At 34.8% G+C, this 25,180-nt stretch carries 23 protein-coding genes and 1 tRNA gene; 15 read left to right on the top strand and 9 right to left on the bottom strand.

What is annotated here, in order from left to right; all coding sequences use genetic code 11:
• Nucleotides 1–183 precede the first annotated feature (183 nt).
• From HM990_RS18770 to HM990_RS18760, 3 genes are all read right to left on the bottom strand, one after another.
• Nucleotides 184–254 (bottom strand) — tRNA-Cys (locus HM990_RS18770).
• A 51-nt stretch (nt 255–305) separates the two neighbouring features.
• A complete protein-coding gene (gene folB, locus HM990_RS18765; RefSeq protein WP_178991375.1) occupies nt 306–668 on the bottom strand; it encodes a dihydroneopterin aldolase in 363 nt (120 codons plus the stop codon).
• 68 nt (nt 669–736) lie between these two features.
• The gene (locus HM990_RS18760; RefSeq protein WP_178991373.1) at nt 737–937 is read right to left on the bottom strand and encodes a zinc ribbon domain-containing protein; all 201 of its coding nucleotides are present in this window, start codon (nt 935–937) and stop codon (nt 737–739) included.
• A gap of 118 nt (nt 938–1,055) precedes the next feature.
• On the opposite strand from HM990_RS18760, the gene HM990_RS18755 reads away from it, so the two are divergent.
• The 6 genes from HM990_RS18755 (at nt 1,056) to HM990_RS18730 (ending at nt 5,355) form a co-directional block, all read left to right on the top strand.
• On the top strand, nt 1,056–3,059 hold the full coding sequence (locus HM990_RS18755) for a glutamine--tRNA ligase/YqeY domain fusion protein (protein WP_178991371.1): 2,004 nt from the start codon (nt 1,056–1,058) through the stop codon (nt 3,057–3,059).
• Nucleotides 3,060–3,117: 58 nt separating this feature from the next.
• On the top strand, nt 3,118–3,330 hold the full coding sequence (locus tag HM990_RS18750) for a hypothetical protein (RefSeq protein WP_178991369.1): 213 nt from the start codon (nt 3,118–3,120) through the stop codon (nt 3,328–3,330).
• Nucleotides 3,331–3,427: 97 nt separating this feature from the next.
• Nucleotides 3,428–3,919: a DUF1761 domain-containing protein gene (locus tag HM990_RS18745; protein WP_178991367.1), complete on the top strand. Its 492-nt coding sequence runs from the start codon at nt 3,428–3,430 to the stop codon at nt 3,917–3,919.
• Between the two features lie 99 nt (nt 3,920–4,018).
• A complete protein-coding gene (locus HM990_RS18740) occupies nt 4,019–4,435 on the top strand; it encodes a helix-turn-helix domain-containing protein (protein WP_178991365.1) in 417 nt (138 codons plus the stop codon).
• Nucleotides 4,436–4,567: 132 nt separating this feature from the next.
• On the top strand, nt 4,568–4,936 hold the full coding sequence (locus HM990_RS18735) for an IS3 family transposase (protein ID WP_178991363.1): 369 nt from the start codon (nt 4,568–4,570) through the stop codon (nt 4,934–4,936).
• Nucleotides 4,861–5,355, top strand: a complete 495-nt coding sequence (locus HM990_RS18730; RefSeq protein WP_178991362.1) for an IS3 family transposase — start codon at nt 4,861–4,863, stop codon at nt 5,353–5,355. The genes HM990_RS18735 and HM990_RS18730 overlap by 76 nt, the downstream gene beginning before the upstream one ends.
• Before the next feature lie 64 nt (nt 5,356–5,419).
• On the opposite strand, the gene HM990_RS18725 is transcribed toward HM990_RS18730, so the two are convergent.
• The 5 genes from HM990_RS18725 to HM990_RS18705 all read right to left on the bottom strand — a co-directional run bounded on the left by HM990_RS18725 (nt 5,420) and on the right by HM990_RS18705 (nt 10,852).
• On the bottom strand, nt 5,420–5,941 hold the full coding sequence (locus tag HM990_RS18725) for a hypothetical protein (protein WP_178991360.1): 522 nt from the start codon (nt 5,939–5,941) through the stop codon (nt 5,420–5,422).
• Nucleotides 5,934–6,866: an SPFH domain-containing protein gene (locus HM990_RS18720; protein WP_178991358.1), complete on the bottom strand. Its 933-nt coding sequence runs from the start codon at nt 6,864–6,866 to the stop codon at nt 5,934–5,936. The genes HM990_RS18725 and HM990_RS18720 overlap by 8 nt, the downstream gene beginning before the upstream one ends.
• A 104-nt stretch (nt 6,867–6,970) precedes the next feature.
• Nucleotides 6,971–7,978, bottom strand: coding sequence for an SGNH/GDSL hydrolase family protein (locus tag HM990_RS18715; protein WP_178991356.1), 1,008 nt, complete (start codon nt 7,976–7,978; stop codon nt 6,971–6,973).
• A gap of 52 nt (nt 7,979–8,030) precedes the next feature.
• Nucleotides 8,031–9,566 (bottom strand): glutamate--tRNA ligase, encoded by a 1,536-nt coding sequence (gene gltX / locus HM990_RS18710; protein ID WP_178992106.1) that lies wholly within the window; start codon nt 9,564–9,566, stop codon nt 8,031–8,033.
• 242 nt (nt 9,567–9,808) lie between these two features.
• Nucleotides 9,809–10,852 (bottom strand): alkane 1-monooxygenase, encoded by a 1,044-nt coding sequence (locus HM990_RS18705; protein WP_178991354.1) that lies wholly within the window; start codon nt 10,850–10,852, stop codon nt 9,809–9,811.
• Nucleotides 10,853–11,524: 672 nt separating this feature from the next.
• Between HM990_RS18705 and HM990_RS18700 the strand changes: the two genes are divergently transcribed.
• The 6 genes from HM990_RS18700 to HM990_RS18675 all read left to right on the top strand — a co-directional run bounded on the left by HM990_RS18700 (nt 11,525) and on the right by HM990_RS18675 (nt 19,947).
• A complete protein-coding gene (locus HM990_RS18700) occupies nt 11,525–15,094 on the top strand; it encodes a DUF4175 family protein (protein WP_178991352.1) in 3,570 nt (1,189 codons plus the stop codon).
• Nucleotides 15,087–15,500, top strand: coding sequence for an rRNA maturation RNase YbeY (gene ybeY / locus HM990_RS18695; protein WP_178991350.1), 414 nt, complete (start codon nt 15,087–15,089; stop codon nt 15,498–15,500). The genes HM990_RS18700 and ybeY overlap by 8 nt, the downstream gene beginning before the upstream one ends.
• Before the next feature lie 140 nt (nt 15,501–15,640).
• Nucleotides 15,641–17,512, top strand: coding sequence for a tRNA uridine-5-carboxymethylaminomethyl(34) synthesis enzyme MnmG (gene mnmG / locus HM990_RS18690; RefSeq protein WP_178991340.1), 1,872 nt, complete (start codon nt 15,641–15,643; stop codon nt 17,510–17,512).
• 275 nt (nt 17,513–17,787) lie between these two features.
• Complete coding sequence (locus HM990_RS18685; protein WP_178991338.1) at nt 17,788–18,285, top strand: hypothetical protein; 498 nt, start codon at nt 17,788–17,790, stop codon at nt 18,283–18,285.
• A 27-nt stretch (nt 18,286–18,312) separates the two neighbouring features.
• Entirely contained in the window at nt 18,313–19,173 is an 861-nt protein-coding gene (locus tag HM990_RS18680) for a class I SAM-dependent methyltransferase (protein ID WP_178991337.1), read from the top strand.
• Between the two features lie 210 nt (nt 19,174–19,383).
• Nucleotides 19,384–19,947, top strand: coding sequence for an OmpH family outer membrane protein (locus HM990_RS18675; RefSeq protein WP_178991335.1), 564 nt, complete (start codon nt 19,384–19,386; stop codon nt 19,945–19,947).
• Nucleotides 19,948–19,978: 31 nt separating this feature from the next.
• Here HM990_RS18675 and HM990_RS18670 read toward each other — a convergent pair whose 3' ends face one another.
• Nucleotides 19,979–21,139: a DNA polymerase III subunit gene (locus tag HM990_RS18670; RefSeq protein ID WP_178991333.1), complete on the bottom strand. Its 1,161-nt coding sequence runs from the start codon at nt 21,137–21,139 to the stop codon at nt 19,979–19,981.
• A gap of 205 nt (nt 21,140–21,344) precedes the next feature.
• On the opposite strand from HM990_RS18670, the gene HM990_RS18665 reads away from it, so the two are divergent.
• From HM990_RS18665 to HM990_RS18655, 3 genes are all read left to right on the top strand, one after another.
• Nucleotides 21,345–22,532 (top strand): phosphoglycerate kinase, encoded by a 1,188-nt coding sequence (locus HM990_RS18665; RefSeq protein WP_178991331.1) that lies wholly within the window; start codon nt 21,345–21,347, stop codon nt 22,530–22,532.
• A 76-nt stretch (nt 22,533–22,608) separates the two neighbouring features.
• Entirely contained in the window at nt 22,609–24,168 is a 1,560-nt protein-coding gene (locus tag HM990_RS18660) for a LysM peptidoglycan-binding domain-containing protein (RefSeq protein ID WP_229719317.1), read from the top strand.
• Between the two features lie 23 nt (nt 24,169–24,191).
• The gene (locus tag HM990_RS18655; RefSeq protein ID WP_178991330.1) at nt 24,192–25,169 is read left to right on the top strand and encodes a DUF4837 family protein; all 978 of its coding nucleotides are present in this window, start codon (nt 24,192–24,194) and stop codon (nt 25,167–25,169) included.
• Nucleotides 25,170–25,180: the final 11 nt, after the last annotated feature.

Here is a 25,180-nt window from a genome sequence, read left to right as displayed (position 1 = left end):
AAATCTTAATCTAAATTTTCTTAAAATTTAAAAATAAAAAACCCTCAACATAAGTTGAAGGTTTCTTGAGATGTCCAACGCACCAAAAAGTTGGAAGAACCGCTGTAGATGGTGAGAGAGTTTAATTAATTTTTTATAAAAATTAAGAATAAAAAAACCTCTAAGTTTCCTTAGAGGTTTTAGAGGTGTCGAGCGGATTCGAACCGCTGTAGATGGTGTTGCAGACCACTGCCTAGCCACTCGGCCACGACACCTTAAATGAGAGTGCAAATATATAAATTATATACTTTTTAAGCTACATAGGATTACTTTTTTCGTTTTTTGGTCATTTTAATGGTAACCATCTCAACGTCACCACCAATGGGAGGATTAATTTTACTCACGGCAACTGTGGCTTTAGTAATTAAAGAAGCTTCACCCAAAACACGGTCTAAAATACGTTTGGCAACCGTTTCCAAAAGTTTAGACGGAACAGCCATTTCTTCCCTAACCACTCTATTTAGTAGCACATAATCTACTGTATCGCTCAAGGCATCAGATTCTGAAGACGTTTTTAAATTGGCCTTAACTTCCAAATCTACTCTATAATCACTACCAATCGCTGTTTCTTCTTTTAAGCAACCATGATTGGCAAAGACTCTTATGTTTTCAACTTTTATTGTTCCCATGATGCAAAAGTAATCTAAAAGTCTTGATTCTTAATTTCTAATTAAAGGTGGTTTGTTATCTGTTTTATTTAACCAGTAAATAAATCAAAAATATTACTAAGTGCACCAGTTTTAGCCTTATAAAACTCAGTATAACTGCATTTTTTACAGGTAACAGAGCTAAATTTCTTATTCTGAACGTCAAATATTTTAGATAATGTACCACCTGTAGCTCTCATTTCGCCAACTTCATATGTGGTATTATTGCATTTTGGACATTTATAATGCATATTAAATATAATTTTTATTCATAGTATTAGTATAATCAGGTATAGAAAAGTTACACTATTGATGTACAATTTATGTAATTTTGCGTAGTCCTAATGCCCAATACCTAATACCTGAAAAATGTCAGAAGAAACAAAGTCACTCAATTTTATTGAGCACATCATAGAAGAAGATTTAGAAAACGGTTTACCAAAAGAAAAACTACGTTTTCGTTTTCCACCAGAACCAAATGGCTATTTGCACATCGGACATACCAAAGCCATTGGTATTAGTTTTGGGCTAGGAGAGAAGTACGATGCACCAGTGAATCTAAGATTCGATGATACCAATCCTGCTAAAGAAGAACAAGAATATGTCGATGCCATTAAAAAAGATATTGCTTGGTTAGGTTATCAATGGGAAAATGAATTGTACTCGTCCGATTATTTTCAGAAGCTGTACGATTGGGCTATTATGATGATAAAAGATGGTAAAGCTTATGTAGATTCCCAATCTTCGGAAGCTATGGCAGAGCAAAAAGGGACACCAACACAAGTAGGTACAAATAGTCCATATAGAAATCGAAGTGTTGAAGAAAATCTAGATTTATTCCAACGTATGAAAGCTGGAGAATTTCCCGCTGGTACACATGTCCTTCGTGCTAAAATAGACATGGAAGATCCAAACATGCTAATGCGAGATCCTATTATGTATCGTATTATGTTTGCACATCACCACAGAACTGGCGACGATTGGTGTATTTATCCAATGTACGATTGGACCCATGGGGAAAGTGATTATCTGGAACAAATTTCACATTCCTTATGTTCTCTGGAATTTAAGCCACACAGAAAACTTTACGATTGGTTTAGAGATAATGTTTACGAATACAGTAGTGACAGACTACCATTACCACCAAAACAAAGGGAATTTGCACGTTTAAACCTCAGTTATACCATAATGAGCAAGCGTAAGTTATTGCGCTTGGTGGAAGAAGGTATCGTTTCAGGTTGGGATGATCCACGTATGCCAACCATCTCTGGTTTGCGTCGTCGTGGTTACACACCAAATTCAATCAGAAAATTTATTGAAAAAGTTGGTGTAGCTAAACGTGAAAATGTGATTGATGTATCACTTTTAGAATTCTGCATTCGTGAGGATTTGAATAAAACAGCCAATCGTGTGATGGCCGTTTTAGATCCAGTGAAAGTTGTCATTACCAATTATCCTGAAGACAAAGTTGAATGGTTAGAAGCTGAAAATAACCAGGAAGACGAATCTGCGGGCTATAGAAAAGTGCCATTTGCAAGGGAAATTTATATTGAAAAAGAAGATTTTAAGGAAGAAGCTAGTGCTAAGTTTTTTAGGTTACAACTGGAAGGCGAAGTCCGTTTAAAAAACGCCTACATCATCAAAGCCAATAGTGTTGAAAAAGATGCTAATGGAAACATTACTGAAATCCATTGCACCTATGATGAAGACACCTCTAAAAAAGTAAAAGGAACGTTGCACTGGGTGTCGATAGAACATGCCATTACCGCCGAAATTAGGGAATATGACCGTTTATTTATGCACGAGTCGCCAGATACGGACAAGGACAAGGATTTTATGGAATATCTAAATCCCAAATCCTTAACCATCAAAACGGGTTATGTAGAACCAAGTTTGGCAGATGCCAAAGTAGGAGAGCGGTTCCAATTTCAACGCTTAGGCTATTTTAATGTTGATGATGATTCCACACCAGAACAATTGGTGTTCAACAAAACCGTGGGATTAAGAGATAGTTGGGCAAAACAAAAGCCTAAACCAAAAAATAATCAGAACAAGTCCAAGCCTCAACAACAAAAGCGATCTGCTATTAGTGTGATTCAACAATTAGGTAAGAAATACACCAACTATTCTGAAGAAAAACAAATAAAAACCAAAGCAGAAATACAAAAGCTTGCAAAAAATGTCAGTTACGACGATTTAGAGCCCTTATTTGGCACTGCAGTAAAAAAAGCAGGCACACGTATCGCTGTTTTAATTGCGTTAAAAGTGTTGCTTAAAAATGGCTTGCAACGCAATGATGCTATCGATGAATTTATAGTTAAAGCGAAGGAAGATAAAAATGAGATTTTAGTGACTGAAGCTTCTGAAGTTTAACATTTAATTTGAGATTGTAAGAGTTAAAATATATAACTTTAATACTACGCCATTAATTATGAATAAATCTCAAAAAATACTCACAGAAATTTCAACAGTTACAAGGGATACTGAAGATAATTATCCTGAACTTCAAAATTACTTGGATGAAACCAAAAGTACTTTGCCTTCGGGTTCCATTAATAGTGCAAGTTTAGATGAAGAGGATTTAAAGAATTATTTGAACCAGCTCAAAGAAAAGCGAGATAAATACAAAGAAGACGGTCAGTGATCTTTTTATTTTGTATTCAATAAAAACCTCAGAATCCACAGTTCTGAGGTTTTTTTGTACATTTAATTCTTATTAACCAACTAAAAATCTAAACAATATGGAATTACCAATTAATCCAATCGCAATTCCGATAGCAGCAGTTGCAGCTTTATTTATCGGAGCATTATGGTACAATCCAAAATTCGGATTCGGAATCACCTGGATGCGAGCCGCAGGAATGACCGAAGAACGTATGAAAAGCGGCAACATTGCTGTTATATTTGGCTTAGCATTACTTTTTGCTGTGATGTTAAGTATTTTATTAATGCAATTTACAAACCATCAATGGGGCGCTTTTGGCATGGTAGGAGGAAATCCAGAACTTGTGAAAAACACCTCTTTTGATGCTTTTATGGCAGAGTATGGCAATGCATTTAGAACTTATAAACACGGTGCACTGCATGGTGCTATATTTGGCGTACTTGGAGCGCTTCCAATTCTTGGGACTATTGCACTTTTTGAACGTAAAAGCACCAAATATATTTTTGTAAATGCTGGTTATTGGATTGTGACCTTGACCGTTATGGGAAGTATTCTTTGTGGTCTATAATTAAAATATAAAACAAAAACCTCGAAAATTATGAACTGCACCCAAAAAGTTAGACACTATTCAAATGTGTTTTTATGGGAAGAAAAGCTAAGTATAGTTATGAATTTAAAACTTCGTTGCGTAAAGCAAGTTTTAAATCATCATCAAACAGTGGAAGCTGTTTCAGAATTAAATGGTTGTCATCACACAACACTTCATGATTGGATTCGTTTTTATGAGAAATATGGCAAAAAAGCGTTGTTACCAAGAAAAAACAAAGTCTACAGTTTACCTTTCAAGATCAAAGTTTTAGAAGCTATTGAAGAAGATTCGCTATCTTTTAGTCAAGCTTGTTTGAAGTTTAATATTCCTACTAAATCTGTAATTATGAATTGGCAGAAGACCTACAAAAAGTCAGGTATCAAAGGCTTAAACAATAAATCTAGGGGGAAACCAAAATCTATGCAGTTTAAGAGAGCAAAAAAGAAATCCAGCAAACCGTTAACTAGAGAGGAAGAACTTCTAATTGGAAAATGAATCCTTACGGGCAGAACTGGACTTGCTAAAAAAGTTACAAGCCTTAATTCAAGAAGAGCAAAGCAAAAAACGCAAGCCATAACAGAATTAAGGCATAAGTATGATTTGGAACTATTACTAAAACATACCAATATGGCAAGAAGCAGTTATTATTATCATCGAAAAAGAAATAATCTAGAAGATAAATATAAAGAGATAAAGCAACTAATCAGCAAGGTTTATCATCGTCATAAAGGCAGGTACGGTTATAGAAGAATAACTCTAGAGATCAATAAGAGAGGTTTTGTGATCAATCACAAGACCATACTCAAGCTAATGGGAGAACTAGGTTTAAAAAGCCGTATAAGAGCTAAAAGATATAAATCTTATAAGGGGCAAATTGGTGAAACGGCACCCAATATATTACAACGTAATTTCAAAACCATTTGCCCAATCAAAAATGGGCAACTGATATTACTGAATTTAAAGTCTTTAAAGATAAGCTATACCTGTCGCCAATAATTGATCTGTACAATGGAGAAATAATAAGTTATGAACTCTCTGAAAAACCTAATTTTAAACAGGTAGTGTCAATGCTCAAAAAGGCTTTTAAAGAGACTCCTGGCCAGACCGAATTAATATTACATTCAGATCAAGGTTGGCAATATCAAATGAAGCAATACCAAAGATTATTACAAGAAAAAGGGATCACCCAAAGTATGTCTCGTAAAGGAAATTGCTTAGACAATGCAGTAATAGAAAATTTCTTTGGAATTATAAAATCTGAATTGTTTTACTTGAATAAATACAAATCCATATCCCAGTTAAAAACTGATATAAAGGAGTATATAGATTATTATAACAGGGACAGGATTAAACTAAATTTAAAAGGAATGAGCCCGATAGAGTATCGAACTCATCATTATCAAAATAAATTATAAATTTGTCTAAGCTTTTGGGTTCACTCTATTAACTTATCGAGGTTTTTGTGAGTAAATTTTTTAACTAATCTTCTATCGCTTCGACCTTCATATCATCTTCAGGAATATTGAGCTGAGTTTCAAAATTCGGTAGAACTTTTTCAGTTAAATCCGTATTTTTAAGTTGTTTGGCTTCAATAAACCACCAATGTTTATCAACCTCATTGTAGATACCTAAAAGATAGCTTTTAGAGGAAATACGTTGTCCAGACATTACCATCTGATTAAAACCTTCAATAACGCAGCGAAACTGACCTTGTTCATTTACAATTTCGGACACACCGTTGACATCTGCTTTTTCAAACACAAAGCCTTGAGCTTTCATGCCATCAAAAGTTGTTTGTAAAACGTTTAAGGCAGCATCTTTTCCACCCATCATTTCCAAAACGGAAGGAAGCGTATGTTTAAGAACCGTTTCAAAATCCATATCTAATGTGGCTTTTGAGGTTATTTTAGCATCTTTTAGGGCCTCTGCTTTGGTTTGGGAAAATAGATTGGTGCTTATTGCTAAAATGACCAAAAACACTATTTTTTTTACTCTATTCATCGTCCTTTTTTTTATTTTTTTGAGCTTTCATAGCTTCACCAATCTGGTTACTAGCTGTAAAACTAGCGACCATATCGTTGAGCATCTGACTACCTGCTTGTGGCGAATTCGGTAATAAAATCAAATTACTATTGGTTTCTTGTCCAATAGCTTGTAAGGTATCGTAATGTTGGGTAACAACGATTAATGCAGAAGCTTCCTGGGAGTTAATACCAACTCTATTTAAAACATCCACGGATTCTTCCAATCCTCGAGCAATCTCGCGTCGTTGATCTGCAATACCTTGTCCTTGTAAACGCTTACTTTCGGCTTCCGCTTTTGCTTTTTCAACAATTAAAATACGTTGCGCATCACCTTCATACTGAGCCGCTGTTTTTTCTCTATCTGCCGCATTTATCCGGTTCATAGCTATTTTTACTTGAGGATCTGGGTCAATATCAGTAACTAAAGTTCTAATAATATCAAAGCCATAATCCATCATGGCATCATTTAATTCTGCTTTTACGGCTAATGCAATATCATCTTTTTTTACAAAAACATCGTCTAATTTCATTTTTGGCACTTCGGCACGTACCACATCAAATACATAACTTGTAATTTGTTCATGCGGATAATCTAATTTATAGAAGGCATCATATACACGTTCTGTAACGACTTTATACTGCACAGAAACTTTCAGTTTTACAAATACATCATCCAAAGTTTTGGTTTCTATGATAACATCCAATTGTTGAATTTTTAAACTCAATCGACCAGCAACCTTATCTACTAGAGGGATTTTCATTTGTAAGCCAGAATGTCTAATGCTTTGAAATTTACCGAAACGCTCTATAATCGCTGCGGTTTGTTGTTTCACTAAAAAAAAGGATGAAGCTAATATGACTAATCCAAAAATTAGAATAGGAACTAAGATAAAATTACCCATAACGTGTTGTTTAAGTTTGAAAAAATAAGAAACACTAAAAGTAAGTTATTTTAAATTATTATTGAGACTATTTGAAATGAACTACGATTATGAGAGAGGTAATGTCATTGCGAGGACGAAGGACGCGGCAATCTTATTGTTAACGAATGAATTTCATCATCCAACAATTCCACTTCCGCTTTAACCGATGAAATATCATCAGATTTTATAGTGTCACCATTTTTAGTATAACCAACATAATTACGCCAACCCTCAGAGCGCAATTCACGTCGTTTACGTATTAACTCATAAAGTGAATTGTCTTTTAAACGTTCAATTTCCAAATTAGGATTTTCAATGGTAATTTCAGGATATATATCATTTAGAATCTTTTTAGCCATATAGAAATGTCCTATTTTGTTGGGATGAACACCATCTGGCACAAACGTGGAATCTGATTTTATACGCTTCATAGTTGTCAAAATAGAATCCAGATGATGGTGTAAATTCACGACATGTAATGCTTCTGTTTCTAGATTCAACAACCAATTTGAATAAACGGTTAATACGTCATTATATTTATAATAAGGATGCCAATATTCATAAGGTTCACCTGCTTTCGACACACGATTTTCAATTGGATTAGGGTCAAAAACCGTCGGAGTCATCAAAATAAGTTGAGCACCATGCGTTTCAACCTTGGTTTTCAATTCTAAAATCCCCTTTTTGTAGGCTTCAAACCTTAAACTATCCAGTGGATGGTAGTTGCCATCATTCATACCATAACACGCCAAAACTACTTCTGGTTTTATGATGTGTAAAGCACTGTCTAATCGTTTTCTAACATTTGGTCTAGGAAAATCACGACCAGATTCCGAAGTTCCAGAAATAGTTTCACCAGATAAACCAATACTGATAATATCTAATTGATTATCAGGATAGTGTGTTCTTAAATAATATTCCATAAAGTCCACATAACCACCATGTTGTGTGATACTATTGCCTAAAATCAATACACGTTTATTGTGTAAAGGCAATTCTTTTTCAATTGAATTTGTATCTGCTTTTTTTTCATTTTTACATGAAGTGCAAAAGCAAAGAAGAATCACTAGAATAAAAAAATATGACTTCATGTTTTTCATATTTTCAGACCTTTCAGGTTTTCAAAACCTGAAAGGTCTAGAATTATTTCTCTTTAATCAATCTCTCAATACGCTGAACCGTTTCAGCCTTCCCAATCATAAACATTATATCAAAAACATCAGGTCCTTGTAAAGCACCAACCAGAGCCAAACGTAATGGCATCATTACTTTACCAAATCCGATATTGTTATCAGTAATCCAACCTTTAATTTTAGCTTGTAAATTTTGAACCGTAAATTCCTTTGTTATTGTAACAATGCGAATTACTTCTTGAAGAAGTGCGGGAGTTTCATCCTTCAAAGCTTTTTTAGACGCTTTTTCGTCATAAGACGTTGGCGCTGTAAAAAAGAAGTGACTCAATTCCCAAAAATCCTGAACAAATGTGGCGCGTTCCTTTATTAAACCAACCACTAAAGCGATATAATTGATATCAAAGTCCGCCAATTCTGGTCGAATCGCTTTAAATTGTGCAGCCAAATCCAAATCTAGCTGTTGTTGCATATAATGATGATTGAACCACTTGGTTTTATCTGGATCAAATCGCGCACCTGCTTTATTTACGCGTGCTAAATCAAAATCCGAAACCAATTGTTCTAAGCTGAAAATTTCTTGTTCCGTACCAGGATTCCAACCTAAAAACGCCAAGAAATTGACAACAGCTTCAGGAAAATAACCTTCTTCCTTATAACCTATAGATACATTACCATCTGGAGCTGTATATTCTAAAGGAAAAACAGGAAAGCCCATTTTGTCGCCATCACGTTTGCTAAGTTTTCCTTTTCCTGTTGGTTTTAAAATCAACGGTAAATGTGCAAATTCAGGTGCTTCCCAACCAAAGGCATCATATAATAATTGATGTAAGGCTAAAGATGGTAACCATTCTTCACCACGAATCACATGCGTGATTTCCATTAGATGGTCATCTACAATATTCGCCAAATGATAGGTTGGCATACCATCGCTTTTAAAGAGAACTTTATCGTCCAATACATTGGTATCAATGGTCATATTGCCACGGATAGTATCCGTAAGATGCAAGGTTTTATCTTGAGGTGATTTAAAACGAATCACATAGTCCTCACCAGCATCAATTTTAGCTTTCGTTTCCGCTTCAGGCAAAACCAAAGAATTAATCAAACGGCCTTTTTCACGGTTATGCCAGTTGTAGATGAAGGTTTTGCCTTCGGCTTCGTGGCCTTTTCTGTGTCCATCTAATTGCTCAGCCGTATCAAAAGCATGATAAGCGTTGCCATTGGCAATTAATTCGTCCGCATATTGTTTATATAAATCTTTGCGTTCGCTTTGTCGGTAAGGACCGAATTTTCCGTTCTTATTGCCTGCACTGACAGTCAAATGCGGGCCTTCATCGAAGGAAATGCCACACCAATTTAATGCTTCAACAATATAAGCTTCTGCACCTTCAACATAACGGTTTTGGTCTGTATCTTCAATACGAAGCACGAAATCGCCACCCTGTTTTTTGGCAAATAAATAGTTGAATAAAGCGGTTCTCACACCACCAATATGTAATGGTCCTGTTGGACTTGGTGCAAATCGCACACGTACTTTTTTAGACATAACTGGAAAATAGTAATAGTTTGTCATCCTGAATTTATTTCAGAATCTTGTACAAAGATAAAATTATAGCTTCGAAGTTGGAAGTGCGAAGCATGAAGTTTTTTTAGTGAAACACTATTTTTACAAGTTGCCAAACAATCCATTCTAAATAGTTAGTTGAACTAATCCCGCTATTTGGGAGGGATTCACTGGTTTGAAAAGAAATGCACGAATTTTGACAAAAAATTAGTCTCTTAAAAATCTTATTCAACAATCATCTTCCTTGGTACTCGTTTATTCATAATCTTAAACCATAAAGGCGGAATCATAGCCAAAACCATAGACGTTGGATAGCCAAAAGGCATTTGTGGGCTTTCGCTATGGCAATCTAAAACTTGATATTTTTTTGAGGATTTGTAATGATGATCACTATGTCGAGTCAATTCATATAACACAATTCTCCCAATAACGTGATTAGAATTCCAAGAGTGCATTTCCTTAACACGTTCATAACGTCCTGATTTTGTTTTCAACCTTAATAACCCATAATGTTCAATATAATTAACGGTTTCGAGAAGAACAAATCCAACAATTCCAGCGCAAACAGCAAATAGTAAAGCAGAGGTACCGAATAGTAATGCAATGGCAATTACATAGCCTATTTGAAAGATAGAATACCAAAATAGGTCATTGTAAATACTGAGAAATCGGGATTCTCTATTTTTCAACAACTTAAGCTGAATTTTCCAAGCATTAACATATTGCCGAAATGTTGAGGTGAACCAAAAGGAGTATACATTTTGGTTATAGCGTGCCGTTGCAGGATCTTCCGGAGTGGCTGCATGTAAATGATGACCAAAATTATGTTCAATATAAAAGTGCATATAAAAAGCGGGTAGAAGTAGTGCTTTACCCAAAAAGCGTTCGTTTGTAGCTTGTCTGTGCCCGAGTTCGTGAGCGACATTAATGCCATTAACACCCAAAACAATACCAACGGAAAAAATGATACCGACAAATTCGTAAGTTAGCAGTGCTACGTTTGAAACTGTAAAAAGACTATAAATAACCAAACTAAAAACAATTGGAAGATTCAAATACAGCAACCAGTCAAACAACTTAATTTTTAATTTACTTTCAACTTCATCAGGTTTCAAATTATTGGTATCTATTGGAAAAATAAGTTCTAAAATGGGAATACAAACAAACGCATAAAATGGTGTTGCCCAAACCCAATAGCCTCTGAGTGTTAATCCTAAAAAACAAACTAAAGGAATTGTGAATGCTGCTAAGTATTTTAAATCTTTCATGCATTAAATTGTTGTACTAAATGTCATTCTGAGCGCAGTCAAAACGTCATAGACTTTAGTTCTTTTAATCGTTAAAACTCAAAATGCTAAATATTTCAACCCAATTTAACACCTTAGACCTCTAAATTAACAGAATCTTACCAATTTTAACGAAATTGCATATAAAATAAAATCGTAGATTAGACGGTTAGTAAGTGTTGACTGTTGAGTGATGTATTAGCTATTAGTCTTGAGATACAAACAATGAAACCCTAGAGGAAGCAATGTTAGAAAAATTATAATTAACGTACAATCTCATAAAACGAATATCAAAAGATTGTAAAGTACAAAAGTTCCGACAAAGTCGGACTCAACGATTTTCAGAAATAATGAACCATAAATAGAGTTAATTTATGAAATCTAGAATTGGAACACTAGATTATATAAGGAAATAGAATTATTAATGTATCAGCGAATGATGCTTGCAAATGTGCAACATTCACGAAAACAAAATTAAAACAATAGGAATAAATGAGTAATTTCCTAACAAATCGTTTTGATTTTCCTGCCTGCCGGCAGGCAGGTTGGTTCGTTTAGCATCAAGGCAATTGCTAAGCACATTATGAGAACATATATAAACAATAAGAATAAACGAATAAAATTAACAGAGAAAAAAGAAAAGAAAAATATTAAATGAGCAATTTCAATACCATAAAACAAAAATTAGAACAGTTCATTAAAAGGTATTACACCAATGAACTGCTAAAAGGCGCCATCTTATTTTTCGCCATTGGTTTGCTATACCTCATTATCACATTATTCGTAGAATACGTGTTATGGCTCAATCCAACAGCAAGAACTATACTATTCTGGACATTTGTTGCCGTAGAACTAGCACTTTTTGTAAAATTCATAGCCATTCCATTAGCGCATTTATTCAAACTGCGAAAAGGCATCAATTTTGAAACCGCTTCCAAATTAATTGGTAGTCATTTTCCAGAGGTTAACGATAAATTGCTGAATGTGCTTCAACTCAATAAAAATCTAGAACAATCCGATTTATTAATCGCAAGTATAGAGCAAAAATCCCAAGAATTGCAGCCTATTCCGTTTAAATCGGCTATTAATTTTAAGTCGAATACCAAATACCTAAAATATGCGGCAATTCCCGTCGCTATATTGTTATTGTCCTTTTTAACAGGAAAAATAAATTGGTTTAGCGATAGTTACGAACGTGTTGTAAATTATAAAACCGCTTACGAACCACCAGCACCTTTTCAGTTTTTTGTATTGAACGAACCCTTGCAAGCCATAGAGAATAAAGACTTTAAATTAAAAGTATCAACTGTTGGAAACGTTATTCCCGAAAACGCCCAGATTAAATTCAACGGTCAGTCTTACTTTTTACAGCAAGTTGCAGCCGGCGAATTTCAATTCACCTTTAGTTTACCTAAAGAAGCTTTAGAATTCAATCTCTCTGCCAACGATGTTACCTCAAAACCTTATCAATTAAATGTGGTCAATACACCAAACCTGATTAATTTTGAAATGGTTTTAGACTATCCTGCACACACTAAAAAGCAGGATGAGGTTTTGAAGAGTACAGGTTCTGCTGTCATTCCTGAAGGTACCAATGTAACATGGAAAGCCAAAACAAAATCAACCACAGGAGTTCAAATTTATGCTGAAGACACCTTAAGTTTTAAACCAAGCGAGAAGGGCAATTTTGAAGCGACAAAACGACTCTATAAAAACTATAATTACAGCATCACAACCAGTAACAACGACCTGAAGGATTACGAAAATTTAGCATACAATATCAATGTGGTCAAAGATATTTATCCAGAGATGAATATCAAGGTTCAAAAAGACTCAATAGATCAGCAAAGCCTTTATTTCTATGGACAAGCGAGCGATGACTACGGATTAACAAAGCTGCAGTTAGTATATTATCCGGCTGAGGATGAGTCCAAAAAAGTGGTTGAGCCTATCAGTATATCAAAATCAAATTTTAGTGAGTTTGTCAGTGCATTTCCCAATCAGTTTAATTTGGAAGAAGGGGTCAGTTACCAACTCTATTTTGAAGTGTTTGACAACGATGCCATTCACAATTACAAACGCACCAAAAGTTCTGTTTTTAGTTACCGAAAATTAACCGAAGATGAAGAAGAACAGAAGCAACTCAATGAGCAAAACGAAACCATAAAAGACATCAGTAAAACTTTTGATAAGCTTCAAGAGCAAGATAAACAACTTGAAGAATTATCAAAAACACAAAAGGAAAAAGAAAGCTTAAATTTTAATGACAAGAAGAAATTTGAAGAGTTCTTAAAACGTCAGAAAAATCAGGAGCAGTTGATGAAAAATTTCAACAAAAAACTTCAGGATAATTTAGAAGAATTTCAAAAGGACGAAAAGAAAAATGATCAATTTAAGGAGGACTTAAAAGAACGTTTAAAAGAAAATGAAGAACAACTCAAGAAAGATGAAGAACTTTTAAAAGAACTAGAAGAGTTAAAGGATAAAATCAATAAAGAGGAATTCACTCAAAAACTAGAAGAATTAGCTAAACAAAATAAGAATAAGAAACGTAGCATGAAACAACTTTTGGAATTGACCAAGCGGTTTTATGTGATGAAGAAAGCAGAAAAAGTCTCTAGCGAATTGGAAAAATTAGCTGAAGAACAGGAAAAGTTAGCCGAAAAAGACAAAGCGAACACCAAAGAAGCGCAGGAAAAGTTGAATAATAATTTTGATCAACTTCAAAAAGACATCGAAGAGTTGAAACGAGAGGACAGGCAACTTCAAAAACCAATGAAAATTGAAAGGGATGAGTTTTTGGAGGATGAAATAAAGTTCGATCAAAAAGAAGCGAAAGAAGCATTAGAAAAGAAGGAAGAGAGCGAATCTAAAGCGAAGCCACAGGAAGCTCAGGAGCAGCAAAAGAAAGCGAAAGAAAATCAAAAGAAAGCCGCTAAAAAAATAAAACAAATGAGTGAGATGATGAAAATGAAAGCTGGAGGTGGCGGTGGAGGCGATCAAATGTCTGAAGATATTGATGCCTTACGTCAAATTCTAGAGAATTTGCTGCTATATTCTTTTGATCAAGAAGGACTTATGGAAACATTTGAAAGCATAGGTATCAATAATAACAACTACGGAAAGTATATAATTGAACAAAGTAATTTAAGAGAACATTTTGAACATATCGACGATAGTCTATTTGCCTTATCCTTAAGGCAACCAAAGATTTCTGAAAAGGTCAATTCCCAGATTACTGAGGTCTATTTTAACATCGACAAAGCCCTAGAACAACTTTCTGAAAATAGATTATATCAAGGTGTCGGTGCACAGCAATATGCTGTCACCTCAACCAATGAATTGGCAAGTTTTTTAAGTGATGTTTTAGATAATATGGAAATGTCTATGAATCCGTCTCCTGGTCAAGGGGAAGGCGATTCGCAATTACCGGATATTATTAAATCACAAGAGGAGTTGAATAAGGAAATGGAAGAGGGCGTCAAAAAGCAGGAGGAAGGAAAAAAAGGAGAAGAAGGAAAGGAAGGCGAAGGGGAGAAACCTGGAGAAGAGGGAAAAGAAGGTGAAGGCGAAAAGCCAGGCGAGCAAGGCAAGGATGGAAAAGAGGGCGAAGGCGGAAAGTCTGGCGAAAATGGAGAGCAAAAAGGTGAAGGCAATCAACGCGGCCAAAAAGAAGGTGAAGGTGGAGAGGGTAAAAATGGAGAAGGAAAAGACGGAAAGAATGGTAAAAACGGTAAAAATAGTGGTGACGGATCTGATGGAAATGGCGAAGGCGAAAAGAACAACGGTTATGGCGAAGGCGGAAGTGAAGAACAGAATGGGGAATTATTCAAGATCTACCAACAACAACAGCAGTTGCGTCAAGCGTTGGAAGATCGATTAGCAAAAGAAGGAAAGATTGAATCTGCTGGTGAATTAATTAAACAGATGGAAGATATTGAACTGGATTTGTTGAATACGGGTTTTACCAATCAAACGCTTCAAAAGATGATGGATCTGCAGCATCAGTTGCTTAAATTAGAAAATGCAACCTTCATGCAAGGCCAAGATACAAAGCGGAAATCGGAAACCAATAAAGAGGAATTCAACCAAAATAACCCTAGTCAGATTCCGACAGCGAAACAATATTTTAATACGACTGAAATTTTAAATCGTCAAGCCTTACCTTTGCAGAATCATTTTAAGAAGAAGATTCAAGAGTATTTTAAAAAGGCCGATGATTAGTTTTAACTACGAAACCGATTTTAGTTTAGAACAGGAGATGCAGATTTCCGATTGGATAACAGAAACTATTTTAGAGGAAAATTGTAAAGTAGGCGATATTGATTACATTTTTTGTTCAGATAATTATCTACATCAATTGAATGTCGATTTCTTAAATCATGATACGTTGACGGACATTATTAGCTTTGACTATTCAGTAGGAAAGGAGCTACATGGTGAAATTTATATTTCGGTAGATAGAGTGAAGGAAAATGCTTCTGATTTTGAGGTGTCTTTTGAAAATGAAATGACAAGAGTTATGATTCATGGTATTCTGCATTATTGTGGTTATAAGGATAAGTCTGAAGATGAGGCAAAGTTGATGCGTTCAAAAGAAGATTACTATCTAGCAAAACGAAATTTATAGTCACGATTTGGTTGTATATTCGCGGGCTGAAAAATTCCTTGTTAAAAAGGATAGTTGGTTTTCTCAAATTTATTTAATAAAAAAGAATCCTTATTTCTAAGGAGTATAATTGTTCCACGTGGAACAAAAAGAATTACTATATGTTTAATGATGTTTATGATGTTATAGTTGTAGGAGCTGGCCATGCAGGAAGTGAAGCTGCTGCTGCCGCTGCGAATATGGGAAGTAAGACGTTGTTAATTACAATGAACCTTCAAAATATTGCCCAAATGTCGTGCAATCCAGCTATGGGAGGAATTGCCAAAGGGCAAATTGTAAGAGAGATTGATGCGCTTGGTGGTTATAGTGGCATTGTTTCTGATACTTCGGCTATTCAATTTAAGATGCTTAACAAATCTAAAGGTCCTGCGATGTGGAGTCCAAGAGTTCAATCTGACAGAATGCGTTTTGCTGAAGATTGGCGACTACTTTTGGAAGGCACTGAGAATCTTGATTTTTATCAAGAGATGGTATCGGGTCTATTAGTTAAGAATCATAAAGTAGTCGGCGTAAAAACGTCACTTGGAGTCGAGGTTAAAGGAAAGAGTGTTGTATTAACAAACGGAACATTTTTGAATGGGTTAATTCATATTGGAGACAAAAATTTCGGCGGAGGAAGAGCAGGCGAAAGAGCTGCAACTGGTATCACTGAACAACTGGTGAATTTAGGTTTTGAATCTGGAAGAATGAAAACTGGAACACCGCCAAGAGTTGATGGTCGTTCTCTGGACTTTTCTAAGATGATAGAACAGCCAGGTGATGAAAATCCTGAAAAGTTTTCTTATTTAGATACTACAAAACCACTAAAAGAACAACGGTCGTGTCACATGTCTTACACGAGTGAATTAGTTCATGATTTGTTGCGTGAAGGTTTCGACCGTTCGCCAATGTTTAATGGAAGAATTAAAAGTGTGGGACCGCGTTATTGTCCATCTATTGAAGATAAGATAAATCGATTTGCGGATAAAGATAGGCATCAATTATTCGTAGAGCCCGAAGGTTGGAATACCTGTGAGTATTATATTAATGGGTTTTCCACATCGTTGCCAGAAGATGTTCAATTTAAAGCGTTGCGTTCTGTCGTTGGCTTTGAAAAAGTAAAATTCTTCAGACCGGGTTATGCTATTGAGTATGATTATTTTCCACCAACACAATTGAAACACACCTTAGAGACTAAACTTGTCGAGGGTTTATATTTCGCTGGACAAATTAATGGAACCACAGGATATGAGGAAGCAGCGTCCCAAGGTTTAATGGCAGGAATAAACGCCAGCTTAAAAGTGCAAGAGAAGGATGCGTTTACGTTACAAAGAGATGAAGCCTATATAGGTGTTTTGATCGATGATTTAATAACCAAAGGAACTGAAGAACCTTATAGAATGTTTACATCTCGTGCAGAGTATAGAACACTTTTAAGACAAGATAATGCTGATTTTAGGTTAACACCTAAAGGTTATAAATTGGGGTTAGCTTCTGAAAAACGTTTGAAACGAATGGAAGAAAAGGAATCCAAGTCCGTGGCATTTGTGCAATTTTTTAGAGATACGAGTGTGACGCCTGAAGAGGCTAATCCTGTGTTGGAATCAAAGAATTCGGCACCTGTAAAACAGCAAGACAAAATGTTTAAGTTGTATGCGAGACCAAATATTACGATTGATGATGTACGTAAATTTGATGCAGTTGAGTCCTATATTCAAGAACATGATTTAGATACCGAAGTTATAGAGCAAACAGAAATACAAGTCAAATATTCCGGATATATAGAAAAGGAAAAGAATAATGCGGATAAATTAAATAGGCTTGAAAATTTAAAGATTCCTGCTGATTTTGATTATTCGAAACTAAAATCAATGAGTATTGAGGCTCGGCAAAAATTGAGTAAGATTCAGCCCGTAACTATTTCACAGGCGTCTAGAATTAGTGGTGTCAATCCTAACGATATTTCTGTTTTATTGGTTTATTTAGGACGTTAAATTCCTGCGATAGCTGTAATTTCGGAAATAAATAAATGAATGTTCCACGTGAAACAATTAGTACAATTCATGAAAAACACCCCTAAAGTCCCCTCAGTGATTTTAATTTTTTTAAACAAAAGACGTATATCTGAAAACGTTATTTTCAATCCGTAAATTGTCCCCCTTGAGGGGACTTTAGGGGTGTTATTAGAATTATAACGTATAGTTCCACGTGAAACAATTTTAAAATAACAGTAAAGATTTAGGGATAAACTTTAAAATTTAATGAAAAATTGGGGAAGAATATCAGCGAAAGCATCTTAAATATTGAGGTTTATAGTTTTGCTCAACACATAGGAAATACTTTTCTAAATGTTTTTTTATATATGTTTTGCGCTTATATTTTTTCCATTTTTATAGTAGGCGATAAATCTAATCAAGTGTCGATTTTGTTATTTTATGTTTGTATCACTATCATTATTTTTATTATGAATATTCTATATAGTTTCAGAAAACCTTACACATACATATATAGTATTTCAATTGAAAATGAGCTAATCACAATTAAGTTTCGCAAGCTATTTAATAATCAGTTTGAAGAGGTTAACATTAATGATATAGATATGAAGTTAGAGATTATAGGAAAGAAAAATTTAAGTCTTAAAATATGTGGTTTTAATAATGGAAAGAATTTTTGTATTGAGCAGCCTGAAATATTTCAATGGAAAAAGAAATTATTGAATAATACTTATGATACATTAGATGGAATAATTACATCTAAAACTAAATAATAAATAAAGTATAAAATTCATAAATAAGTGCCAAAATCATACCCAACATACCTAACCTTAAAAGACTATTCCGTTTCCAAAGAAGAATTCCAATTATTGCACAATAAGGAATTAGATATGCTAGAAACATATCCTCAACCAGAAGCCGAAAAACTTTCAGAATATTATAAAAGCGAAGACTACATTTCGCATACTGACACAAAGCGAAATCTGCTAGAATTTGCCTACCATAAAGTGAGAGAAATTTGTCTAACGCGAAAATTGAAATTAATCAATTCTTTTGAATCAGAATCAAAGACACTTTTAGATATTGGATGCGGAACAGGCGATTTTTTAGAAACTGCTTTAAAAGATAATTGGAATATAAGCGGAATTGAACCTAACGAAAATGCGAGACAGATTTCTAATTCAAAAACCAACAACGCCGTTTTTGGAAGTGAAGAATTATCAAACCTAAAACCTCACACTTTTGATGTCATTACACTTTGGCATGTCTTAGAACATTTACCAAATTTGGAAATGCATACAGGATTATTTAAAAAACTTTTAAAACCAAATGGCACTTTAGTAATTGCTGTTCCTAATTTTAAAAGTTACGATGCGACGTATTACAAAAACTTTTGGGCAGCTTATGATGTCCCAAGACATCTTTGGCATTTTTCTAAAACTTCGATTTCAGAATTATTTAAAAATGAAAACATGACATTGGTCAAAACTTTACCGATGAAATTTGATCCCTATTATGTCTGTTTACTTTCAGAAAAATATAAATCCGGATTTATGAATCCTTTCAAAGCATTTTGGATAGGGTGGCTGTCTAATCGTAAAGCAAAACGTTCAAAGGAGTATTCTTCGCAGATTTATGTCTTAAAGAACGCTAATTCTTGATTAGAATCCGTTTCGTTCGATATTAGCTTTACCAATGGGCGGATACAAGAGGAAAATCAGATTCGCCTTTAAATCGCTTTATTTAGCTTCATTTTCTATAGATTATACAAATACGACTCTAGAATGTCAATAGAAAACATGAATACTTAAATATTTTAGGAAAACACAACCTAACTTTTATACATTTGCACAAAATTAATAGATAATACAATGAAGAAAATAATTTTAAGTTTAGCTGTTTTGATTTTTGCAGCATCTTGCCAAGAACAAGAAAAAATCGCATTTATTGATAATGGAAAAGTAATTAACGATTATCAAATGAAAATTGACATTGAGGATAAGTTTAAAACCCAAAATGAAAATTTTTCAAAACAACGTGACAGTATTGCTAAAACATATCAAATGGAAATGCAGTCTATACAACAACGATTAGCCACAATGTCGCCACAGAAACAACAGGAAGAATCCCAAGCCTTTTCACAAAAATGGCAACCTGTGCAGCAACAAATGCAAATGCAACAACAGCAAATGGAACAAATGTTCACTACGGAAATGGATTCTGTAATTTCGAAAATGAACAAATTCGTTGAAGATTACGGCAAAAAGAACGGTTATACCTTTATTCTTGGTAAAAACCAAGCAGGAAGTGTTGTATATGGAAACGAAGCCAATGACATCACGGAAGGTGTTATTGAAGCCATAAACGAATCTTATAGTGGAAAGGAAGCCAAAACTGAAGAAGAAACAGCAGAAGAAACTACTGAAGAAAAATAATATAACAATTTATCAAAATATAAAGCCGAGCCTAAGAAGCTTGGCTTCTTTTATGTAGTAAACGCGTCAGTTTTATAGATAAATCCGTGAGAATAATTTTAGAATTCCCGTTACGCTCAATATGATAAATTGCATCTTGGAGCTCTTCTGAAATTTCCATAATATTAGAATCATGGACAAAAGGCGCAAATTTTTCTAATTTAAAATCGTCTGATTTCGGTTCCAAATAGACCAGTTCATCAGCTTTATAATTGAGTAACAAAGCTTGCCTGAAATAATTCAAACAAAATGCTAAAAACTTCTTTTGTGTTTCACGGCCTGTTTTGGCAATTTCCTCTGACCAAGAAATTAAATCGTGAATGGCCGCTTTGTTGCCTTTAGCCTTAAATGCCGAACGAATCCAAATAACAAACCATTTTTCAAACTGAATATCTTCACTATCCTGATAAATTAAATCACAAGCCTTGTTGTAATTCCCATTAGACTGATGTGCAATTTTCGTAGCAACCGATTGCTCAATATGGTAATTTTTGACTAAAGCTTCAGTAATAGCGTCTTCTGCCAACGGCGGAAAGTGCAAAATTTGACAACGCGAACGAATGGTGTTGATAATTTGCTCTTCATCTTCAGCAATAAGAATAAAAATGGTCTTTTCCGGTGGCTCTTCAATCAACTTTAACAGCTTGTTGGCGCTAGCAGAATTCATTTTTTCGGCCATCCAAATCAGCATCACTTTGTGACCACCTTCATAAGATTTTAGTGTCAGCGATTTCACAATTTCCAAGGCTTCATCTACACCAATTTGTCCTTGTTTGTTATCCACACCAAGCTTTTTGTACCAATCAAAGAGGTTGCCATAGGGTTGTTGGTCTAAAAGTTCTCGCCATTCTTCGAGATAAAAGCTTGAAACGGGTTTGCTTTTTACTTTATCGCTCGTGGTGACGGGAAAGGCAAAATGCAAATCGGGATGCGAAAAATTCTTGAATTTTATATTACAGGAATCGTTTCCGCCTGTGTTTTCGCCATTGGTATTGCCGCATAATATATATTGGGCATAAGCCAAGGCCATGGGTAAGGTTCCAGAACCTTCCGGACCAACAAAAAGTTGGGCATGCGCAATTCTGCCAGCATCAACACTTGTGGTAAGATGGTTTTTTATGTGTTTTTGACCTAAAACGTCTGAAAATTGCATGTAGCAAAACTATGTTATTTTTATGAATCTGAAATTAATTTTTTAAAAGTTAAATCTAAAAAGAGAAAAAGCAGATAAGCGAAAAGGTTATCGTAAATAAAGGCTATTTATTGTTAAAATGTAGTCCTTTAAAGTCTATTTTTTAACAGGTTAATCTTTATATTTGTAATTCAAAATATTATTATTCACACCTTATTATATTCTCATGAAAACCATAAACGATTTCAACTTTCAAGATAAAAAAGCATTAATCCGAGTAGATTTTAATGTACCATTAAACGATAATTTCGAAGTAACTGATGCTACAAGAATTGTTTCTGCCAAACCGACCATCATTAAAATTTTAGAAGATGGAGGGAGTTGCGTTCTTATGTCACATTTAGGTCGCCCAAAAGGTGTTCAGGATGAATTTTCCTTAAAACACATTATTCCAAAAATTGAAGATGTATTAGGCGTTGAAGTAAAATTCGCGAGTGATTGTGTTGGTGCAGAAGCTGAAGAAAAAGCCAATTCTTTGCAACCTGGAGAAATTTTATTGCTTGAGAATTTACGTTTCCACGACGAAGAAACCAAAGGCGATAAGGATTTTGCAAAGCAGTTATCTAAATTAGGCGATATCTACGTCAATGATGCGTTTGGAACAGCACATAGAGCACATGCTTCTACAACCATTGTGGCCGAATTTTTCCCAGATGCAAAATGCTTTGGAAATCTATTAGCTCAAGAAATTGAGAGTATCAAAAAGGTATTGGAAGACGGCGAAAAACCAGTTTTAGCAGTTCTAGGTGGCGCAAAAGTATCTTCAAAAATCACAGTTATAGAGAATATTTTAGACAAAGTTGACCATCTGATCATTGGAGGTGGAATGACATTTACCTTCGTAAAAGCACAAGGAGGAAAGATTGGAGATTCCATTTGCGAAGATGACAAAATGGATTTGGCTTTAGACATTTTAAAACAAGCGAAGGCAAAAGGTGTACAAGTTCACTTACCTGTAGATGTAATTGCTGCAGATGCATTCAGCAATATGGCCAACACTCAAATTTGTGATGTTACTAAAATTCCAGATGGCTGGCAAGGTTTGGATGCTGGTCCAAAATCTAGGGAAATTTTTGATGATGTCGTGAATAAAAGCAATACCATATTATGGAATGGACCTTTAGGGGTTTTTGAAATGGAAAGCTACGACAAAGGCACTATTGCTTTAGGAAACTCAATTGCCAATGCCACCAAGAATGGCGCATTTTCTTTAGTCGGAGGAGGTGATTCTGTTGCTGCTGTAAAACAGTTTGGTTTTGAAGATAAGGTAAGTTATGTAAGTACAGGTGGAGGTGCTATGCTAGAAAGCCTTGAAGGTAAGACTCTACCAGGTATTGCGGCGATCATGAGCTAATTGCAAAAAATATACTATTTTTAGCGATTCCAACGTTTGCTAAACGTTGAACATTTAGGAATCAATTTCTGTAACCATGACATTAAAAACGTTTTTATTGGCTTGTCTCTGTATGTCTGTTTTTAGTGGGTTTTCCCAAACTAAAACGGATAGCATCGCTAAAAAGTCGTCTGAAGTTGTACCAGACAATGGTGCGGTCATTGATGGAAAACTTTTTTCAAAAGGAAATAAGATTGAAGCAGAAGAGGACTCAACTGGCGTTAAAAATCTTAAAGATTTACCTGAAGTTGCAGAACTCGAAAAAAAATGGCTGGAAGAACTGTACAGTAATTCATTGTTTGATACTATATACAAATCGGTTACTGAATTAGAATATGAACCGGTTTATTATCCAGAACTTTCTACAGATACCTTAAAAGCGAGATTGGAACGTCTCAATGCGAGAACACCTTTTAACGTGGAATATAATGCATCCTTAGAAAGTGTCATAAAAGGCTATTTGAAACACAGAAGAGGTTCTTTAGAGCGCTTAATGGGTTTGAGCCATTTTTATTTCCCGATGTTTGAGCAAGAATTCGACATTCACAATATTCCATTAGAAATGAAATATTTGGCGATTGTAGAATCGGCCTTAAAACCCAGAGCACGCTCTCGTGTTGGAGCCACTGGTATTTGGCAATTTATGTATGGTACAGGAAAAGAGCACGATTTAGATGTAAGTAGCTACGTAGATGATAGAAGTGATCCCATAAAATCCACTACAGCTGCCGCAGGTTATTTGGGCAGAATGTATCGTATTTTTAATGATTGGGATTTGGCATTGGCCGCTTATAATTCCGGTCCTGGCAATGTAAATAAAGCGATTAGACGTTCTGGTGGTTCTAAGAACTATTGGAATATACGTCAGAATTTGCCAAGGGAAACCGCAGGTTATGTTCCTGCTTTTTTAGCCACCATGTATATTTTTGAATACGCAGAAGAACACGGTTTTAAACCCGAAAGACCAGAATTTCAATTGATACAAACGGATACCGTTCATGTGAAACAAATGATTTCCTTAAGTCATGTTTCTGAAGCCACAGGCATTAAAATTGAAGAATTACAGTTTTTAAATCCAGCTTATAAATTAGATATTATTCCGAAGGTTAAAGGCAAAATATACCCATTAAGATTACCTCGTGAAGCCGTTGGTACTTTTGTTACCAATGAAGAGAGAATCTATGCGTTTGCCGATGCCGAATTTAAGGGTCGTGAAAAACCATTACCACAGATTGTTAATGATGATACTAAAATTAGATATCGCGTTCAAAGTGGCGATTATTTGGGTAAAATTGCTAGAAAATATGGTGTAAGAGTCAGCCAAATAAAACAATGGAATGGCTTAAGAAGTAATAATCTAAAAATAGGACAACGCTTAACTATTTTTCCTCGAAATCATGGGACTTCAAACAAATCGAAATCCGTTAAAAAAGTCGTAAATACAGAGGGAAAACAAACTTATAAAGTAAGGGAAGGCGATTCACTTTGGACGATTTCACAAAAATTTTCTGGAGTTTCTGTTCAAAATATTAAAGATTGGAACGATATTAGTAGTAATAAACTCAAAATAGGAATGACTTTAATTGTTTCTAATTAGTTAAACCAACAAAAAACAAATTTATGAGAGCTTTTTATTCAGTATTATTTTGTGTATTATTCTTGGCTTGCGGAGAGTCTAAGAAAGAAGATAACCAAAATTATTTACCTGCATCTAATGGTAATCTAAATACCATTTCTGTGGTTGCTGATAATACGTTGTGGGAAGGAAATGTAGGAGAAAATATTCGAAATATTTTTGCAGCACCATTAAACGGCTTACCAACAGAAGAGCCTATGTTTAATATGAAACAAATTCCAACGCAAGTTTTCGATGGTTTTGCAGCACGCAGTAGAATTGTACTCAAAATTGAAAAAGGTGCTGAAGCCACAGTAAAAATTGTAAATAACGCTTTTGCGAAACCACAAACAGTCGCTGTTGTAGGTGGAAAAACAGATCAAGAAATTATAACACAGCTCAAAGAAAATCGGGAAAAAATCATTGATGCCTTTAATAAAGAAGAAGTCAAGGAGAAATTAAGACGCATCAATTTGTCTTTATTGAAAGATGAAGAGATGGAAAAGGCATTGGGAATTACAATAGATATTCCGTCTGCATATAGAATCAGTAAAGCGGACGATGATTTTTTCTGGATTCGAAAAAACCTAAGTAATACCAAAACTATTGAATTGATGCTATATGAAGTGCCTCTGGAAACCCTTTCTCAAGGCGATAGCACGATTGTTGATATAGTAAAAATGCGAGATCATATCACTAAAACCAAAGTTCCTGGAGAAGATGGTATATACATGGCTGTTGAAGATGCCTATACACCATCAATGTACACTACGATTATAGACAACAAACCAGCTTACGAAGTAAGAGGCATGTGGGAAATGAAAGGCTATACTATGGCTGGACCATTTATTACTTATGCCATTGAGGACAAAATAAACAATCGTTATTTGGTAGCTGATGGTTATGTATATGCACCATCATTAGAAAAGCGAGATTATATTTTTGAATTGGAAGCCATGATAAAATCGATAGAAATAAAGTAATAAAAAAGCCA

Source organism: Winogradskyella schleiferi, from assembly GCF_013394655.1.
Lineage (GTDB): Bacteria > Bacteroidota > Bacteroidia > Flavobacteriales > Flavobacteriaceae > Winogradskyella > Winogradskyella schleiferi.
Note: the sequence above shows the minus strand (reverse complement) of the source record. Positions and strands in the feature narration are given on the sequence as shown.

Excerpts from the sequence above, each read along its gene's own strand:
- folB (WP_178991375.1), bottom strand. The coding sequence starts at position 668 with ATGGGAACAATAAAAGTTGAAAACATAAGAGTCTTTGCCAATCATGGT.
- HM990_RS18760 (WP_178991373.1), bottom strand. The coding sequence starts at position 937 with ATGCATTATAAATGTCCAAAATGCAATAATACCACATATGAAGTTGGC.
- HM990_RS18755 (WP_178991371.1), top strand. The coding sequence starts at position 1,056 with ATGTCAGAAGAAACAAAGTCACTCAATTTTATTGAGCACATCATAGAA.
- HM990_RS18750 (WP_178991369.1), top strand. The coding sequence starts at position 3,118 with ATGAATAAATCTCAAAAAATACTCACAGAAATTTCAACAGTTACAAGG.
- HM990_RS18745 (WP_178991367.1), top strand. The coding sequence starts at position 3,428 with ATGGAATTACCAATTAATCCAATCGCAATTCCGATAGCAGCAGTTGCA.
- HM990_RS18740 (WP_178991365.1), top strand. The coding sequence starts at position 4,019 with ATGAATTTAAAACTTCGTTGCGTAAAGCAAGTTTTAAATCATCATCAA.
- HM990_RS18735 (WP_178991363.1), top strand. The coding sequence starts at position 4,568 with ATGGCAAGAAGCAGTTATTATTATCATCGAAAAAGAAATAATCTAGAA.
- HM990_RS18725 (WP_178991360.1), bottom strand. The coding sequence starts at position 5,941 with ATGAATAGAGTAAAAAAAATAGTGTTTTTGGTCATTTTAGCAATAAGC.
- HM990_RS18720 (WP_178991358.1), bottom strand. The coding sequence starts at position 6,866 with ATGGGTAATTTTATCTTAGTTCCTATTCTAATTTTTGGATTAGTCATA.
- HM990_RS18715 (WP_178991356.1), bottom strand. The coding sequence starts at position 7,978 with ATGAAGTCATATTTTTTTATTCTAGTGATTCTTCTTTGCTTTTGCACT.
- gltX (WP_178992106.1), bottom strand. The coding sequence starts at position 9,566 with ATGTCTAAAAAAGTACGTGTGCGATTTGCACCAAGTCCAACAGGACCA.
- HM990_RS18705 (WP_178991354.1), bottom strand. The coding sequence starts at position 10,852 with ATGAAAGATTTAAAATACTTAGCAGCATTCACAATTCCTTTAGTTTGT.
- HM990_RS18700 (WP_178991352.1), top strand. The coding sequence starts at position 11,525 with ATGAGCAATTTCAATACCATAAAACAAAAATTAGAACAGTTCATTAAA.
- ybeY (WP_178991350.1), top strand. The coding sequence starts at position 15,087 with ATGATTAGTTTTAACTACGAAACCGATTTTAGTTTAGAACAGGAGATG.
- mnmG (WP_178991340.1), top strand. The coding sequence starts at position 15,641 with ATGTTTAATGATGTTTATGATGTTATAGTTGTAGGAGCTGGCCATGCA.
- HM990_RS18675 (WP_178991335.1), top strand. The coding sequence starts at position 19,384 with ATGAAGAAAATAATTTTAAGTTTAGCTGTTTTGATTTTTGCAGCATCT.
- HM990_RS18670 (WP_178991333.1), bottom strand. The coding sequence starts at position 21,139 with ATGCAATTTTCAGACGTTTTAGGTCAAAAACACATAAAAAACCATCTT.
- HM990_RS18665 (WP_178991331.1), top strand. The coding sequence starts at position 21,345 with ATGAAAACCATAAACGATTTCAACTTTCAAGATAAAAAAGCATTAATC.
- HM990_RS18660 (WP_229719317.1), top strand. The coding sequence starts at position 22,609 with ATGACATTAAAAACGTTTTTATTGGCTTGTCTCTGTATGTCTGTTTTT.
- HM990_RS18655 (WP_178991330.1), top strand. The coding sequence starts at position 24,192 with ATGAGAGCTTTTTATTCAGTATTATTTTGTGTATTATTCTTGGCTTGC.